General features: G+C 67.6%; 11 protein-coding genes and 1 tRNA gene. 11 read left to right on the plus strand and 1 reads right to left on the minus strand.

Translation table 11 applies throughout. The features are described 5' to 3' along the window. Positions 1–122: 122 nt before the first annotated feature. Positions 123–1,349: a pyridoxal phosphate-dependent aminotransferase gene (locus tag ACIQMV_RS27460; protein ID WP_172632884.1), complete on the minus strand. Its 1,227-nt coding sequence runs from the start codon at positions 1,347–1,349 to the stop codon at positions 123–125. A 261-nt stretch (positions 1,350–1,610) separates the two neighbouring features. Here ACIQMV_RS27460 and ACIQMV_RS27465 point away from each other — a divergent pair. The 11 genes from ACIQMV_RS27465 to ACIQMV_RS27515 all read left to right on the plus strand — a co-directional run bounded on the left by ACIQMV_RS27465 (position 1,611) and on the right by ACIQMV_RS27515 (position 15,653). Then, positions 1,611–1,683 (plus strand) — tRNA-Trp (locus tag ACIQMV_RS27465). Between the two features lie 105 nt (positions 1,684–1,788). Then, entirely contained in the window at positions 1,789–2,073 is a 285-nt protein-coding gene (secE, locus tag ACIQMV_RS27470; protein WP_141359395.1) for a preprotein translocase subunit SecE, read from the plus strand. Between the two features lie 81 nt (positions 2,074–2,154). Continuing rightward, entirely contained in the window at positions 2,155–2,973 is an 819-nt protein-coding gene (nusG, locus tag ACIQMV_RS27475) for a transcription termination/antitermination protein NusG (RefSeq protein WP_141359394.1), read from the plus strand. 179 nt (positions 2,974–3,152) lie between these two features. Next, on the plus strand, positions 3,153–3,587 hold the full coding sequence (gene rplK, locus ACIQMV_RS27480) for a 50S ribosomal protein L11 (protein ID WP_043442978.1): 435 nt from the start codon (positions 3,153–3,155) through the stop codon (positions 3,585–3,587). A 95-nt stretch (positions 3,588–3,682) separates the two neighbouring features. Continuing rightward, positions 3,683–4,408, plus strand: coding sequence for a 50S ribosomal protein L1 (gene rplA, locus ACIQMV_RS27485; protein WP_402596099.1), 726 nt, complete (start codon positions 3,683–3,685; stop codon positions 4,406–4,408). A 218-nt stretch (positions 4,409–4,626) separates the two neighbouring features. Next, positions 4,627–5,562 carry a hypothetical protein gene (locus ACIQMV_RS27490; protein WP_402596100.1) on the plus strand — a complete coding sequence of 312 codons (936 nt, stop codon included), beginning with the start codon at positions 4,627–4,629 and terminating at the stop codon, positions 5,560–5,562. A gap of 294 nt (positions 5,563–5,856) precedes the next feature. Further along, positions 5,857–6,387: a 50S ribosomal protein L10 gene (gene rplJ / locus ACIQMV_RS27495; protein WP_100569727.1), complete on the plus strand. Its 531-nt coding sequence runs from the start codon at positions 5,857–5,859 to the stop codon at positions 6,385–6,387. A 117-nt stretch (positions 6,388–6,504) separates the two neighbouring features. Then, entirely contained in the window at positions 6,505–6,888 is a 384-nt protein-coding gene (gene rplL / locus ACIQMV_RS27500; RefSeq protein ID WP_141359391.1) for a 50S ribosomal protein L7/L12, read from the plus strand. Between the two features lie 610 nt (positions 6,889–7,498). Continuing rightward, positions 7,499–10,984: a DNA-directed RNA polymerase subunit beta gene (rpoB, locus tag ACIQMV_RS27505; RefSeq protein ID WP_402596101.1), complete on the plus strand. Its 3,486-nt coding sequence runs from the start codon at positions 7,499–7,501 to the stop codon at positions 10,982–10,984. Between the two features lie 96 nt (positions 10,985–11,080). Next, positions 11,081–14,980 (plus strand): DNA-directed RNA polymerase subunit beta', encoded by a 3,900-nt coding sequence (locus ACIQMV_RS27510; protein WP_402596102.1) that lies wholly within the window; start codon positions 11,081–11,083, stop codon positions 14,978–14,980. 199 nt (positions 14,981–15,179) lie between these two features. Further along, positions 15,180–15,653 carry a DUF1707 and DUF4190 domain-containing protein gene (locus ACIQMV_RS27515; RefSeq protein WP_402596103.1) on the plus strand — a complete coding sequence of 158 codons (474 nt, stop codon included), beginning with the start codon at positions 15,180–15,182 and terminating at the stop codon, positions 15,651–15,653. Positions 15,654–15,717 lie beyond the last annotated feature (64 nt).

The following is a 15,717-nucleotide window of genomic DNA, read 5'->3' on the forward strand; positions in this document are numbered from 1 at the left end:
CCCCGGGACCCCGGCCCCGGTTTGGTGTTTCCCCTTTGGGTTTTGTGCCCCCAAAACCGGGGGGGGGGCGCGCGCCCCACCCGGTGGGGGGGCGGCCCCGCGCCCGCAAGCGGAAGCGGACCTCAGTCCCGCGCCTCCGCCAGCAGCTTCTGGATCCGGCTCACGCCCTCCACCAGGTCCTCGTCACCGAGGGCGTAGGACAGGCGCAGGTAGCCCGGCGTGCCGAAGGCCTCGCCCGGGACGACCGCGACCTCGGCCTCCTCCAGGATCAGCGCGGCGAGCTCCACCGAGGTCTGCGGGCGCCTGCCGCGGATCTCCTTGCCGATCAGCGCCTTCACCGACGGATAGGCGTAGAACGCGCCCTCCGGCTCCGGGCAGAGCACACCGTCGATCTCGTTGAGCATCCGCACGATGGTCTTCCGCCGCCGGTCGAAGGCCTCGCGCATCTTCGCGACCGCCTCCAGGTCGCCGGAGACGGCGGCGAGGGCCGCGGCCTGGGAGACGTTCGACACGTTCGACGTGGCGTGCGACTGGAGGTTGGTCGCGGCCTTGACCACGTCCTTCGGGCCGATGACCCAGCCCACGCGCCAGCCGGTCATGGCGTACGTCTTCGCCACGCCGTTGACGACGACGCACTTGTCGCGCAGCTCGGGCAGGAGCGCCGGCAGGGACACCGAGACGGCGTCGCCGTAGACCAGGTGCTCGTAGATCTCGTCGGTCAGCACCCACAGGCCGTGTTCGAGGGCCCAGCGGCCGATCGCCTCGGTCTCGGCCTCGGAGTAGACCGCGCCGGTCGGGTTGGACGGGGAGACGAAGAGGACGACCTTGGTCTTCTCCGTGCGGGCGGCCTCCAACTGCTCGACCGACACGCGGTAGCCGGTGGTCTCGTCCGCGACGACCTCGACCGGGACACCGCCGGCCAGACGGATCGACTCCGGGTACGTCGTCCAGTACGGCGCCGGCACGATGACCTCGTCGCCCGGGTCGAGGATCGCGGCGAACGCCTCGTAGATGGCCTGCTTGCCGCCGTTGGTGACCAGGATCTGCGAGACGTCCGGCTCCCAGCCGGAGTCGCGCAGCGTCTTCGCGGCGATCGCGGCCTTCAGCTCGGGCAGGCCGCCGGCCGGCGTGTAGCGGTGGTACTTGGGGTTCCGGCAGGCCTCGACGGCGGCCTCGACGATGTAGTCGGGGGTCGGGAAGTCCGGCTCGCCGGCGCCGAAGCCGATCACGGGACGCCCGGCGGCCTTGAGGGCCTTGGCCTTGGCGTCCACGGCGAGGGTGGCGGACTCGGAGATCGCGCCGATGCGGGCGGAGACCCGGCGCTCGGTGGGAGGGGTTGCAGCGCTCATGCCGTCCATCGTTTCAGACCGGAAACGCCCGGGGCACGCGGGTTTCACAGGGTGAACAAGGCCGGTGGAACTTCTGGACATCCGTCCGGATCCCGTCTCCTGCCAGGCGATCTTTCATCGACCGGAGCCGGTTGGGCACTTTCTGTTCGACGACCGGCGCCGGAACACGTACACTCTCACCTCGTTGGCCTTCAGCAGCCGCTGTCGCACCTGGTGCACACCGAGCATCCAGTCGTATGCGGTACGTTGGGGGACACACAAAGGGTCGTAGCTCAATTGGTAGAGCACTGGTCTCCAAAACCAGCGGTTGGGGGTTCGAGTCCCTCCGGCCCTGCTACACACCTTCGCCAGGATGTGTGCGCATGTACGTACAGCAATGCACCGCCGTGCGGCTCGACCGGGCGCGGCACGGCCACGACCCGGAATCAGGTGAGGACGAATGACGGACGCCGTGGGCTCCCTCGACACGCCTGATGCCCAGGACGAGGTGACGGAATCCAAGAAGGCCCGCAAGGGTGGCAAGCGTGGCAAGAAGGGCCCGCTCAAGCGCCTTGCTCTCTTCTACCGTCAGATCATCGCGGAACTCCGCAAGGTCGTCTGGCCGACCCGCAATCAGCTGACGACGTACACGACCGTGGTGATTGTCTTCGTCGTCATCATGATCGGCCTGGTGACCGTGATTGACTATGGGCTCAACCACGCGGCCAAGTACGTCTTCGGCTGAGCCACGAGCGAAGGGCGCCGCGGTTACCGGCGCCCCTTTTCGCATGTTCCACCCCTATGTATCCAGGAAGAAGCAGCCACCGTGTCTGACCCGAACCTGAACGACGCCATCGAGCCGACCGAGTCCGTGGATGACGAGCTCGACATCGTCGAAGGTGCGGACGAGGTCGACGAGGCCGAGGCTGCCGAGGCCGCCGCGGGCGAGCCGGCCGAGGAGGCCGCCGTCCACGTCGTGGACGAGGCGCCCGGGGGTGAGGCCGAGGAGCAGGAGCCGGAGGCCGAGGTCGACCCGGTCACCAAGCTCCGCGAGGAACTGCGCACGCTGCCCGGCGAGTGGTATGTCATCCACACCTACGCCGGCTACGAGAAGCGCGTGAAGGCGAACCTGGAGCAGCGTGCCGTCTCGCTGAACGTCGAGGACTTCATCTACCAGGCCGAGGTGCCCGAGGAAGAGATCGTCCAGATCAAGAACGGCGAGCGCAAGACCGTCCGGCAGAACAAGCTGCCCGGCTACGTCCTCGTCCGCATGGACCTGACGAACGAGTCCTGGGGCGTCGTCCGCAACACCCCGGGCGTCACCGGGTTCGTGGGCAACGCCTACGACCCGTACCCGCTGTCCCTGGACGAGATCGTGAAGATGCTCGCCCCCGAGGCGGAGGAGAAGGCCGCCCGCGAGGCCGCCGAGGCCGAGGGCAAGCCGGCTCCGCAGCGCAAGGTCGAGGTCCAGGTGCTGGACTTCGAGGTCGGCGACTCGGTCACCGTCACCGACGGCCCGTTCGCCACGCTCCAGGCCACGATCAACGAGATCAACCCGGACTCCAAGAAGGTCAAGGGCCTCGTCGAGATCTTCGGCCGCGAGACCCCGGTCGAGCTGAGCTTCGACCAGATCCAGAAGAACTAGCTCACCGCGGTTCTTTCTGGACGTACCGCTTCCGCGCAGGTCAGGCGATCGCTCGAGCGATCGCCTGACCTGCCCGGTTTTCAGCCGCGCAGCTATACCCGTTATCGTTGTGCGGTATGCCTGCGTCCGGGTGGTACCCGAGCGCCGGCAGGACCCGAATCGAAAGGACCCGGAGAGCAATGCCTCCCAAGAAGAAGAAGGTCACGGGGCTCATCAAGCTCCAGATCCAGGCCGGCGCCGCCAACCCGGCTCCGCCGGTCGGCCCGGCGCTGGGTCAGCACGGCGTCAACATCATGGAGTTCTGCAAGGCCTACAACGCCGCGACCGAGTCGCAGCGCGGTTGGGTCATCCCGGTGGAGATCACGGTCTACGAGGACCGTTCCTTCACCTTCATCACCAAGACTCCGCCGGCCGCGAAGATGATCCTCAAGGCCGCGGGCGTGGAGAAGGGCTCCGGCGAGCCGCACAAGACCAAGGTCGCCAAGATCACCCAGGCGCAGGTCCGCGAGATCGCCCAGACCAAGCTGCCCGACCTCAACGCCAACGACCTGGACGCCGCCGCGAAGATCATCGCCGGCACCGCGCGTTCCATGGGCGTCACGGTCGAGGGCTGAACCCCAACTTCGTAGCACCATGCGGCCGATGGCCGCACGTGGCAGGGCCCGCTCGGCCCGTACCACGACTCCTTTCAGAACACACAGGAGCAGTTGTGAGCAAGCGCAGCAAGGCTCTCCGCGCTGCGGACGCCAAGATCGACCGGGAGAAGCAGTACGCCCCGCTCGAGGCCGTCCGTCTCGCCAAGGAGACCTCCACGACCAAGTTCGACGGCACCGTCGAGGTCGCCTTCCGCCTGGGTGTCGACCCGCGCAAGGCCGACCAGATGGTCCGTGGCACCGTGAACCTTCCGCACGGCACCGGTAAGACCGCCCGGGTCCTGGTCTTCGCGACCGGTGACCGTGCCGAGGCCGCACGTGCCGCCGGCGCCGACATCGTCGGCGCGGACGAGCTGATCGACGAGGTGTCGAAGGGCCGTCTGGACTTCGACGCCGTCGTCGCCACCCCGGACCTCATGGGCAAGGTCGGCCGCCTCGGCCGCGTCCTCGGCCCGCGTGGTCTGATGCCGAACCCGAAGACCGGCACCGTCACCCCCGACGTGACCAAGGCCGTCACCGAGATCAAGGGCGGCAAGATCGAGTTCCGCGTCGACAAGCACTCGAACCTGCACTTCATCATCGGCAAGACGTCGTTCGACGACAGCAAGCTGGTGGAGAACTACGCGGCGGCGCTGGACGAGATCCTTCGTCTGAAGCCGTCCGCCGCCAAGGGTCGCTACATCAAGAAGGCCGCCATCACCACCACGATGGGCCCCGGCATCCCGGTCGACCCGAACCGCACCCGCAACCTCCTCGTCGAGGAGGACCCGGCCGCGGTCTGAGCCGGTCCGGACCGGTCTGAGCCGGTCTGAGCCTCACGGCTCGCACAGCTGAGGGACGAGTCCCGCAACCTTTTCGGGTGCGGGGCTCGTCCCTTTTCTGTGGGACTCCTGTACGACGTCTTCCGTACGTCCGTGCGCGACGTCTGCGCGACTCCCGTACGCCTGTCACAGGCCTGCGTTAGCGTGAAGATCACAGCAACCGCATAGGGGTGGGACGAATGAAGAGCACGACCGCGCGCCGTATCACGCTCTCCGTCGTGGCGCTGACCTCACTGACGGCGGTGGCCGCCTGCGGCTCCTCCGGCGGCTCCTCCGGTTCCTCCGGCGGCTCGGGCAAGGGTGACGGCGCGGCCGGCCGGGGGCTCGCGCACGTGAGCCCCGTCGCGGCCCTGCGCTCCGCCGACACCTCCACGGCCGGGGCCGACTCCGCCAGGGTGTCGATGACGACCAGCATCGGCACGCTGATGTCGATGAAGGGCGACGGCACCCTCGACTGGGGTGACGGCCTGACCGGCACGCTCAAGCTCACCTACACCGGCGGCACGGTCGCCGAGACGATGCGCCGGATCGGGGCCACGACGATGGAGGCGCGGTACCTGCCCGACGCCTACTACGCCCACATGAGCGAGGCCTACGCGCGGCAGACGGGCGGCAAGCACTGGATCGCGTACCGCTACGAGGACCTCGGGGACCTCGTCGGCGGTTCCGGCGAGTACATGCGGGAGCAGCTGAAGAACGCCACGCCGAACCAGTCGGTGAAGCTGCTGCTGGCCTCCGGCGACGTCCGCAAGGTCGGCGAGGCGACGGTGCGCGGCGAGCACACCACGCACTACGCGGGCACGGTGAACGTCGCCGACTTCGCCGACAGGAGCTCGAACCTGCCCAAGCGCCAGATGGACGAGCTGAAGAAGCAGCTCAGCGAGGCGGGCGTCACCACGGAGTCGATCGATATCTGGGTCAACGACCGGGACCTGCTGGTCAAGAAGGTCGAGAAGGCGGACATGGCGACCGGCACCATGACCAACACCGCCTACTACAGCGACTACGGCGTGAAGACCTCCGTCCAGGCGCCCCCGGCCGGCGACACCATGGACTTCAAGGACCTGATGAAGTCCCAGGGCGCCACCGCGGGCGGCACCGGCATCGGCTCCTGAGCCGCGCTCCTGAGGCGATTTGCTTTGCGGTGACCCCTTCCCGTACGCTCCCACAGAAGCCAAAGACCGCTGGTCGTTGCCGTGCACTCGTACGAGGGTGCGGTGGCCGAAGGATCCGCTGAACTGCGGACGACCCGCGCAGGTGACTGTGGAAGAACTCCCGGAGCACACGTCGATCCCCGTGTGTGCACCCGGTCGAGTCCGCCCCGTGCGCCTGCGCCGGGGCGTTTCGTTTTCCCCAGTCCTCCTTCGGGTCCGCGCGGTCCGAATCACCCGGAAGGAGGCCGAGGCTCTATGGCGAGGCCCGACAAGGCTGCCGCGGTTGCGGAGCTGACGGACAAGTTCCGCAGCTCCAACGCCGCCGTGCTGACCGAGTACCGCGGTCTCACCGTGGCGCAGCTCAAGACGCTGCGCCGGTCGCTCGGTGAGAACGCCCAGTACGCCGTGGTGAAGAACACGCTGACCAAGATTGCGGCCAACGAGGCCGGGATCACGCTGGACGACCAGCTCTTCGCTGGTCCGACGGCCGTCGCCTTCGTCACCGGTGACCCGGTGGAGTCGGCGAAGGGTCTCCGTGACTTCGCCAAGGACAACCCGAATCTCGTCATCAAGGGCGGTGTCCTTGACGGCAAGGCGCTGTCCGCCGACGAGATCAAGAAGCTCGCGGACCTCGAGTCCCGCGAGGTTCTGCTCTCCAAGCTGGCCGGTGCCTTCAAGGGGAAGCAGTCCCAGGCTGCCTCCGTCTTCCAGGCGCTGCCGTCGAAGCTCGTCCGCACCGTGGACGCGCTGCGCGCCAAGCAGGACGAGCAGGGCGGTGCCGAGTAACTCGGCTCGCTTTCTGATCCGAGCCGTTTGACGCGGCGAGGGTCGCAGCGGGCCGACGTACGCCCGCCTTACCCAGTACATCCGGCACCTGCCGATTTGAGTGGAAGGACCGCCACCATGGCGAAGCTCAGCCAGGAAGACCTGCTCGCGCAGTTCGAGGAGATGACCCTCATCGAGCTCTCCGAGTTCGTGAAGGCGTTCGAGGAGAAGTTCGACGTCACCGCCGCCGCGGCCGCCCCGGTCATGATGGCCGGCCCGGGCGCCCCGGTTGCCGAGGCCGCTGAGGAGAAGGACGAGTTCGACGTCATCCTCGCCGGCGCCGGCGACAAGAAGATCCAGGTCATCAAGGTCGTGCGCGAGCTGACCTCCCTGGGCCTGAAGGAGGCCAAGGACCTGGTCGACGGTGCCCCGAAGCCCGTCCTCGAGAAGGTCAACAAGGAGGCCGCGGACAAGGCCGCCGAGGCCCTCAAGGGCGCCGGCGCCTCCGTCGAGGTCAAGTAAGACCTTCACGGGTCCGCCAAGGACTCCCGCGCGCTGAACACGGCCCCCCTGGGGCTGTAACGCGAACGCACCGAGGAGCGATCATCCATCCGGGTGGTCGCTCTTCGGCGTTCGAGGGGGCCGGTGTCGGCTGCCTTGCGCCCGTGGCAGGGAGGGGTATGGTGATCTTCGTCGTGCCTCCAGAGCTCCGGCGGCGGGCTGCAAGTGACGATGGCAGCATCCGGTTTGGCCATGGGAGGCCTTGACGAACCGCACGCAGCGCGCAATTCTCAGGACGCGTCGCCAACAAGGATCCGAATCCGAGGCATGGATCGGCGACGAAGAGGGCAGTATCAGGGTGCGTTGAGGGCAGGTAGGCCGCAGACGTTGACAACTACGAGGGTCTCAAAAAACCCGCACTGGACATCAGTGTGCCATGTGGCTACACTGACCCTTTGCGCTGCCTGTTAGCTGTCCCCTGCCCGTCACCAGGGGCATGCCCTCGCCTCAGCAACGACGACCAGATCATCCTTGACCTGGCCTTTCGGCCCGATCAGGACGACCTGTCCTCAAGCAGCGGCGGGGGGCCGGTACGCGCGTAGTGAGTCCGAGCCCTCGGAAGGACCCCCTCTTGGCCGCCTCGCGCAACGCCTCGACCGCGAATACGAACAACGGCGCCAGCACCGCCCCGCTGCGCATCTCCTTTGCAAAGATCAAGGAGCCCCTCGAGGTTCCGAACCTTCTCGCGCTGCAAACCGAGAGCTTCGACTGGCTGCTCGGCAACGACGCCTGGAAGGCTCGCGTCGAGGACGCTCTGGAGTCCGGTCAGGACGTCCCCACCAAGTCCGGCCTCGAGGAGATCTTCGAGGAGATCTCCCCGATCGAGGACTTCTCCGGGTCGATGTCGCTGACGTTCCGCGACCACCGCTTCGAGCCGCCCAAGAACTCGATCGACGAGTGCAAGGAGCGCGACTTCACGTACGCGGCCCCGCTCTTCGTCACGGCCGAGTTCACCAACAACGAGACCGGCGAGATCAAGTCCCAGACCGTCTTCATGGGCGACTTCCCGCTCATGACGAACAAGGGCACTTTCGTCATCAACGGCACCGAGCGTGTCGTGGTGTCCCAGCTGGTCCGTTCCCCCGGCGTCTACTTCGACTCCTCCATCGACAAGACGTCCGACAAGGACATCTTCTCCGCCAAGATCATCCCCTCCCGGGGTGCCTGGCTGGAGATGGAGATCGACAAGCGCGACATGGTCGGTGTCCGTATCGACCGCAAGCGCAAGCAGTCGGTCACCGTCCTGCTGAAGGCGCTCGGCTGGACCAACGAGCAGATCCTCGAGGAGTTCGGCGACTACGAGTCGATGCGCGCCACCCTGGAGAAGGACCACACCCAGGGCCAGGACGACGCGCTGCTGGACATCTACCGCAAGCTGCGCCCGGGCGAGCCCCCCACGCGTGAGGCCGCGCAGACGCTGCTCGAGAACCTGTACTTCAACCCCAAGCGCTACGACCTCGCCAAGGTCGGCCGCTACAAGGTCAACAAGAAGCTGGGTGCGGACGCTCCGCTGGACGCCGGCGTCCTGACCGTCGAGGACGTCATCTCGACGATCAAGTACCTGGTGAAGCTGCACGCGGGCGAGATCGAGACGGTCGGCGACAGCGGTCAGACGATCGTCGTCGAGACCGACGACATCGACCACTTCGGCAACCGCCGTCTGCGCAGCGTGGGCGAGCTCATCCAGAACCAGGTCCGCACCGGTCTGGCCCGTATGGAGCGCGTCGTCCGCGAGCGCATGACCACGCAGGACGTCGAGGCGATCACGCCGCAGACCCTGATCAACATCCGGCCGGTCGTCGCCTCCATCAAGGAGTTCTTCGGCACCAGCCAGCTGTCGCAGTTCATGGACCAGAACAACCCGCTGTCGGGTCTCACCCACAAGCGCCGCCTGTCGGCCCTTGGCCCGGGTGGTCTCTCCCGTGAGCGGGCCGGCTTCGAGGTCCGTGACGTGCACCCCTCGCACTACGGCCGCATGTGCCCGATCGAGACGCCGGAAGGCCCGAACATCGGTCTGATCGGCTCGCTCGCCTCCTACGGCCGGGTCAACGCGTTCGGGTTCGTCGAGACCCCGTACCGCAAGGTCAACGACGGCCAGGTCACCGACGAGGTCGACTACCTGACCGCCGACGAGGAGGACCGCTTCGTCATCGCTCAGGCCAACGCCATCCTGGCGGACGACCTGCGCTTCGCCGAGGCCCGCGTGCTGGTCCGCCGCCGTGGCGGCGAGGTCGACTACGTCAGCCCCGAGGACGTCGACTACATGGACGTCTCGCCGCGCCAGATGGTGTCGGTCGCGACCGCCATGATCCCGTTCCTCGAGCACGACGACGCCAACCGTGCCCTCATGGGCGCGAACATGATGCGCCAGGCCGTTCCGCTCATCAAGTCGGAGTCCCCGCTCGTCGGCACCGGCATGGAGTACCGCTCCGCCGTCGACGCCGGCGACGTCGTCAAGGCCGAGAAGGCCGGTGTGGTCCAGGAGATCTCCGCCGACTACATCACCACGACCAACGACGACGGCACGTACATCACGTACCGCCTGGCCAAGTTCGCCCGCTCCAACCAGGGCACCTCGGTCAACCAGAAGGTCATCGTCAACGAGGGCGACCGCGTCGTCGAGGGCCAGGTCCTCGCCGACGGCCCGGCCACCCAGAACGGCGAGATGGCGCTCGGCAAGAACCTGCTGGTCGCGTTCATGCCGTGGGAGGGTCACAACTACGAGGACGCGATCATCCTGTCGCAGCGCCTCGTCCAGGACGACGTCCTCTCCTCGATCCACATCGAGGAGCACGAGGTCGACGCCCGTGACACCAAGCTCGGCCCCGAGGAGATCACCCGGGACATCCCGAACGTCTCCGAGGAGGTCCTCGCCGACCTCGACGAGCGCGGCATCATCCGCATCGGCGCCGAGGTCATCGCCGGCGACATCCTCGTCGGCAAGGTGACCCCGAAGGGCGAGACCGAGCTGACCCCCGAGGAGCGCCTGCTGCGCGCGATCTTCGGTGAGAAGGCCCGTGAGGTCCGTGACACCTCGCTGAAGGTGCCGCACGGCGAGACCGGCAAGGTCATCGGCGTGCGCGTCTTCGACCGCGAGGAGGGCGACGAGCTGCCGCCGGGCGTGAACCAGCTGGTCCGCGTCTACGTCGCGCAGAAGCGCAAGATCACCGACGGTGACAAGCTCGCCGGCCGTCACGGCAACAAGGGCGTCATCTCGAAGATCCTGCCGATCGAGGACATGCCGTTCCTGGAGGACGGCACCCCGGTCGACATCATCCTCAACCCGCTGGGTGTGCCGTCCCGAATGAACCCGGGACAGGTCCTGGAGATCCACCTCGGCTGGCTCGCCAGCCGCGGCTGGGACGTCTCCGGCCTCGCGGACGAGTGGGCGGAGCGGCTCCAGGCCATCGGCGCCGACCAGGTCGCCCCCGGCACCAACGTGGCCACCCCGGTCTTCGACGGTGCCCGTGAGGACGAGCTGGCGGGTCTGCTCCAGCACACCATCCCGAACCGCGACGGCGACCGCATGGTCCTCCCGTCCGGCAAGGCGCAGCTGTTCGACGGCCGTAGCGGTGAGCCGTTCCCGGACCCGATCTCGGTCGGCTACATGTACATCCTGAAGCTCCACCACCTGGTCGACGACAAGCTGCACGCCCGCTCGACCGGTCCGTACTCGATGATCACCCAGCAGCCGCTGGGTGGTAAGGCCCAGTTCGGTGGCCAGCGCTTCGGCGAGATGGAGGTGTGGGCCCTCGAGGCCTACGGCGCCGCCTACGCCCTCCAGGAGCTGCTGACCATCAAGTCCGACGACGTCACCGGCCGCGTGAAGGTCTACGAGGCCATCGTCAAGGGCGAGAACATCCCCGAGCCCGGCATCCCCGAGTCCTTCAAGGTGCTCATCAAGGAGATGCAGTCCCTGTGCCTGAACGTGGAGGTGCTGTCCAGCGACGGTATGTCCATCGAGATGCGCGACACCGACGAGGATGTCTTCCGCGCTGCGGAGGAGCTCGGCATCGACCTGTCCCGGCGCGAGCCGAGCAGCGTCGAAGAGGTCTGACGGGAGTCCGGCGGGCGTCCTGACCAGGAAGCCCGCCGACCCCCAGGCCCCCGTTTCAGACCACAGACTTACGACCCTGAGAGGGATTGACGCATAGTGCTCGACGTCAACTTCTTCGACGAGCTCCGGATCGGCCTGGCCACCGCTGACGACATCCGTCAGTGGAGCCACGGCGAGGTCAAGAAGCCCGAGACCATCAACTACCGCACCCTCAAGCCGGAAAAGGACGGGCTCTTCTGCGAGAAGATCTTCGGTCCCACCCGGGACTGGGAGTGCTACTGCGGCAAGTACAAGCGTGTCCGCTTCAAGGGCATCATCTGCGAGCGCTGCGGCGTCGAGGTCACCCGTGCCAAGGTGCGCCGTGAGCGGATGGGCCACATCGAACTGGCCGCGCCCGTCACCCACATCTGGTACTTCAAGGGCGTCCCGTCGCGTCTGGGCTACCTGCTCGACCTGGCCCCGAAGGACCTGGAGAAGGTCATCTACTTCGCGGCGTACATGATCACGTACGTCGACGACGAGCGCCGCACCCGCGACCTGCCGTCGCTGGAGGCCCACGTCTCCGTCGAGCGCCAGCAGATCGAGCAGCGCCGCGACGCCGACCTGGAGGCCCGCGCCAAGAAGCTCGAGGCGGACCTCGCCGAGCTGGAGGCCGAGGGTGCCAAGGCCGACGTGCGCCGCAAGGTGCGCGAGGGTGCCGAGCGTGAGATGAAGCAGCTGCGCGACCGCGCGCAGCGCGAGATCGACCGCCTCGACGAGGTGTGGACCCGGTTCAAGAACCTCAAGGTCCAGGACCTCGAGGGCGACGAGCTGCTCTACCGCGAGCTGCGCGACCGGTTCGGCACGTACTTCGACGGCTCGATGGGTGCCGCGGCGCTGCAGAAGCGCCTGGAGTCCTTCGACCTCGAGGAGGAGGCCGAGAGGCTCCGCGAGATCATCCGCACCGGCAAGGGCCAGAAGAAGACCCGCGCCCTCAAGCGGCTGAAGGTCGTCTCCGCGTTCCTGCAGACGTCCAACAGCCCCAAGGGCATGGTCCTGGACTGCGTGCCGGTCATCCCGCCGGACCTGCGTCCGATGGTGCAGCTGGACGGTGGCCGCTTCGCGACCTCCGACCTGAACGACCTGTACCGCCGTGTCATCAACCGCAACAACCGCCTGAAGCGGCTTCTCGACCTCGGCGCGCCCGAGATCATCGTGAACAACGAGAAGCGCATGCTCCAGGAGGCCGTCGACGCGCTCTTCGACAACGGCCGCCGCGGCCGCCCGGTCACGGGCCCCGGCAACCGTCCGCTGAAGTCGCTGTCCGACATGCTCAAGGGCAAGCAGGGCCGCTTCCGTCAGAACCTGCTCGGCAAGCGCGTCGACTACTCGGCCCGTTCCGTGATCGTCGTCGGTCCTCAGCTGAAGCTGCACCAGTGCGGTCTGCCGAAGGCGATGGCGCTGGAGCTGTTCAAGCCGTTCGTGATGAAGCGCCTGGTCGACCTGAACCACGCGCAGAACATCAAGAGCGCCAAGCGCATGGTCGAGCGCGGCCGCACGGTCGTGTACGACGTGCTGGAAGAGGTCATCGCGGAGCACCCGGTTCTGCTGAACCGTGCGCCCACGCTGCACCGCCTCGGCATCCAGGCCTTCGAGCCGCAGCTGGTCGAGGGCAAGGCCATTCAGATCCACCCGCTCGTCTGCACCGCGTTCAACGCGGACTTCGACGGTGACCAGATGGCCGTGCACCTGCCGCTGTCCGCGGAGGCGCAGGCCGAGGCCCGCATCCTGATGCTGTCCTCGAACAACATCCTCAAGCCGGCCGACGGCCGTCCGGTGACGATGCCGACCCAGGACATGGTCCTCGGTCTGTACTTCCTCACCACCGACGCCGAGGGCCGCGAGGCCAAGGGCGAGGACCGCTCCTTCGCGTCGGTCGCCGAGGCGATCATGGCGTTCGACGCCGGCGAGCTCTCGCTCCAGTCGCGGGTGGACGTCCGCTTCCCGGTGGGCACCATCCCGCCGCGCGGCTGGACCCCGCCGGCCCGCGAGGAGGGTGAGCCGGAGTGGCAGCAGGGTGACTCGTTCCGCCTGAAGACGACCCTGGGCCGCGCGCTCTTCAACGAGCTGCTGCCCGAGGACTACCCGTTCGTCGACTTCGAGGTGGGCAAGAAGCAGCTCTCCGAGATCGTCAACGACCTCGCCGAGCGCTACCCGAAGGTCATCGTGGCGGCCACGCTCGACAACCTGAAGTCGTCCGGCTTCTACTGGGCCACCCGCTCCGGTGTCACCGTCGCCATCTCCGACGTCGTCGTCCCCGAGGCGAAGAAGGAGATCGTCCGCGGCTACGAGGCGCAGGACGAGAAGGTCCAGAAGCAGTACGAGCGCGGTCTGATCACCAAGGACGAGCGGACCCAGGAGCTCATCGCGATCTGGACCAAGGCGACCAACGAGGTCGCCGAGGCGATGAACGACAACTTCCCGAAGACCAACCCGATCTTCATGATGGTTTCCTCGGGCGCCCGAGGAAACATGATGCAGATGCGTCAGATCGCCGGTATGCGCGGTCTGGTGTCGAACGCCAAGAACGAGACCATCCCGCGGCCCATCAAGGCGTCGTTCCGTGAGGGTCTGTCCGTGCTGGAGTACTTCATCTCCACGCACGGTGCCCGTAAGGGTCTGGCCGACACCGCCCTGCGTACCGCCGACTCGGGTTACCTCACCCGTCGTCTGGTCGACGTCTCCCAGGACGTCATCATCCGCGAGGAGGACTGCGGCACCGAGCGCGGCCTCAAGCTGCACATCGCGGAGCGCGGTGCGGACGGCGTGCTGCGCAAGGCGGACAACGTCGAGACGTCCGTGTACGCGCGCTGCCTCGCCGAGGACATCGTGGTCGACGGTCAGGTACTGGCCCCGGCCGGCACCGACCTGGGCGACGTGCTCATCGAGGAGCTCGTCTCCCGCGGAGTGTCCGAGGTCAAGACCCGCTCGGTCCTGACCTGCGAGTCCGCGGTGGGCACCTGTGCCATGTGCTACGGCCGTTCGCTCGCCACCGGCAAGCTGGTCGACATCGGTGAGGCGGTCGGCATCATCGCCGCCCAGTCCATCGGTGAGCCCGGCACCCAGCTGACGATGCGTACCTTCCACACCGGTGGTGTGGCCGGTGACGACATCACCCAGGGTCTGCCCCGTGTCGTCGAGCTCTTCGAGGCCCGTACCCCGAAGGGTGTCGCCCCGATCTCCGAGGCCTCCGGCCGCATCCGGATCGAGGAGACCGAGAAGACCAAGAAGATCGTCGTCACCCCGGACGACGGCAGCGACGAGACGGCGTTCCCGATCTCGAAGCGTGCCCGTCTGCTGGTCGGCGAGGGCGACCACGTCGAGGTGGGCCAGAAGCTCACCGTGGGTGCCACCAACCCGCACGACGTGCTGCGCATCCTGGGTCAGCGGGCCGTCCAGGTCCACCTGGTCGGCGAGGTCCAGAAGGTCTACAACTCGCAGGGTGTGTCGATCCACGACAAGCACATCGAGATCATCATCCGGCAGATGCTGCGCCGGGTGACGATCATCGAGTCCGGCGACGCCGAGCTGCTGCCCGGCGAGCTGGTCGAGCGCTCGAAGTTCGAGCACGAGAACCGTCGTGTGGTCCAGGAGGGCGGTCACCCGGCCTCCGGTCGTCCGCAGCTCATGGGTATCACCAAGGCCTCGCTGGCGACCGAGTCCTGGCTGTCGGCGGCCTCCTTCCAGGAGACGACCAGGGTCCTGACGGACGCGGCGATCAACGCCAAGTCCGACTCCCTGATCGGCCTCAAGGAGAACGTCATCATCGGTAAGCTCATCCCGGCCGGTACGGGCCTGTCCCGTTACCGCAACATCCGGGTCGAGCCGACCGAGGAGGCCAAGGCCGCGATGTACTCGGCCGTGGGCTACGACGACATCGACTACTCGCCGTTCGGCTCCGGCTCCGGCCAGGCCGTTCCGCTGGAGGACTACGACTACGGTCCGTACAACCAGTAGGCGAGCGGCTGCATGACGCGCTGAAGGGCGGTCATCCCGTAACGGGATGGCCGCCCTTGGCGCATCATGGAGAGACACACGTGGTCCGGGGGAGGTCCCAGTGTCGTATCAACCGTCACATCCGTCGTGGCAGCCCATGCAGCCCTGGCAGCGGGGACAGGGGGTTCCGCAGCCGTGGCAGGGCCAGGGGAGTCCCTCGATGCTGGCGTCCCACGCCGACCGCGAACGGGCCGTGGACGTGCTCAGGGCGGGCTTCAGCGAGGGCCGCCTGGACGAGCGGGAACTCGACCAGCGCGTCGCACGGGCATACCAGGCCCGTACGGTCGGGGAGCTGGCGCTGCTGGTGGCGGACCTGCCACAGGGTCCGGTGCCGCTCACCTCGGCGGCGGCACCGGTCGTGCCGTCCACGTTCCTGCCGGCGGCGGTCCCGCCGCCCACCAACGGCAAGGCGGTCGGCTCCCTGGTCTGCGGTGTGCTCACGCTGATGACGGCCGGTCTGACGGGCCTGCCCGCGGTGGTCCTGGGACACGCCGCCCGCGCGGAGATGCGCCGCAACGGGGAGGGCGGCGACGGCCTCGCGCTGGCCGGGCTGGTCCTGGGCTGGCTGTCCGTCGCGGGCTGGGCGGTGTTCCTGACCGTGCTCGTCGTGGCCGGGATCGCGGGGTCGGGATGACCTGGGCGGATTCCGGTGTCCGAAGATCACATTCCGTGGATTCGAAGATCGCCCGCTGAGCCGG

The organism is Streptomyces sp. NPDC091412 (assembly GCF_044756885.1).
Taxonomy (GTDB): domain Bacteria; phylum Actinomycetota; class Actinomycetes; order Streptomycetales; family Streptomycetaceae; genus Streptomyces.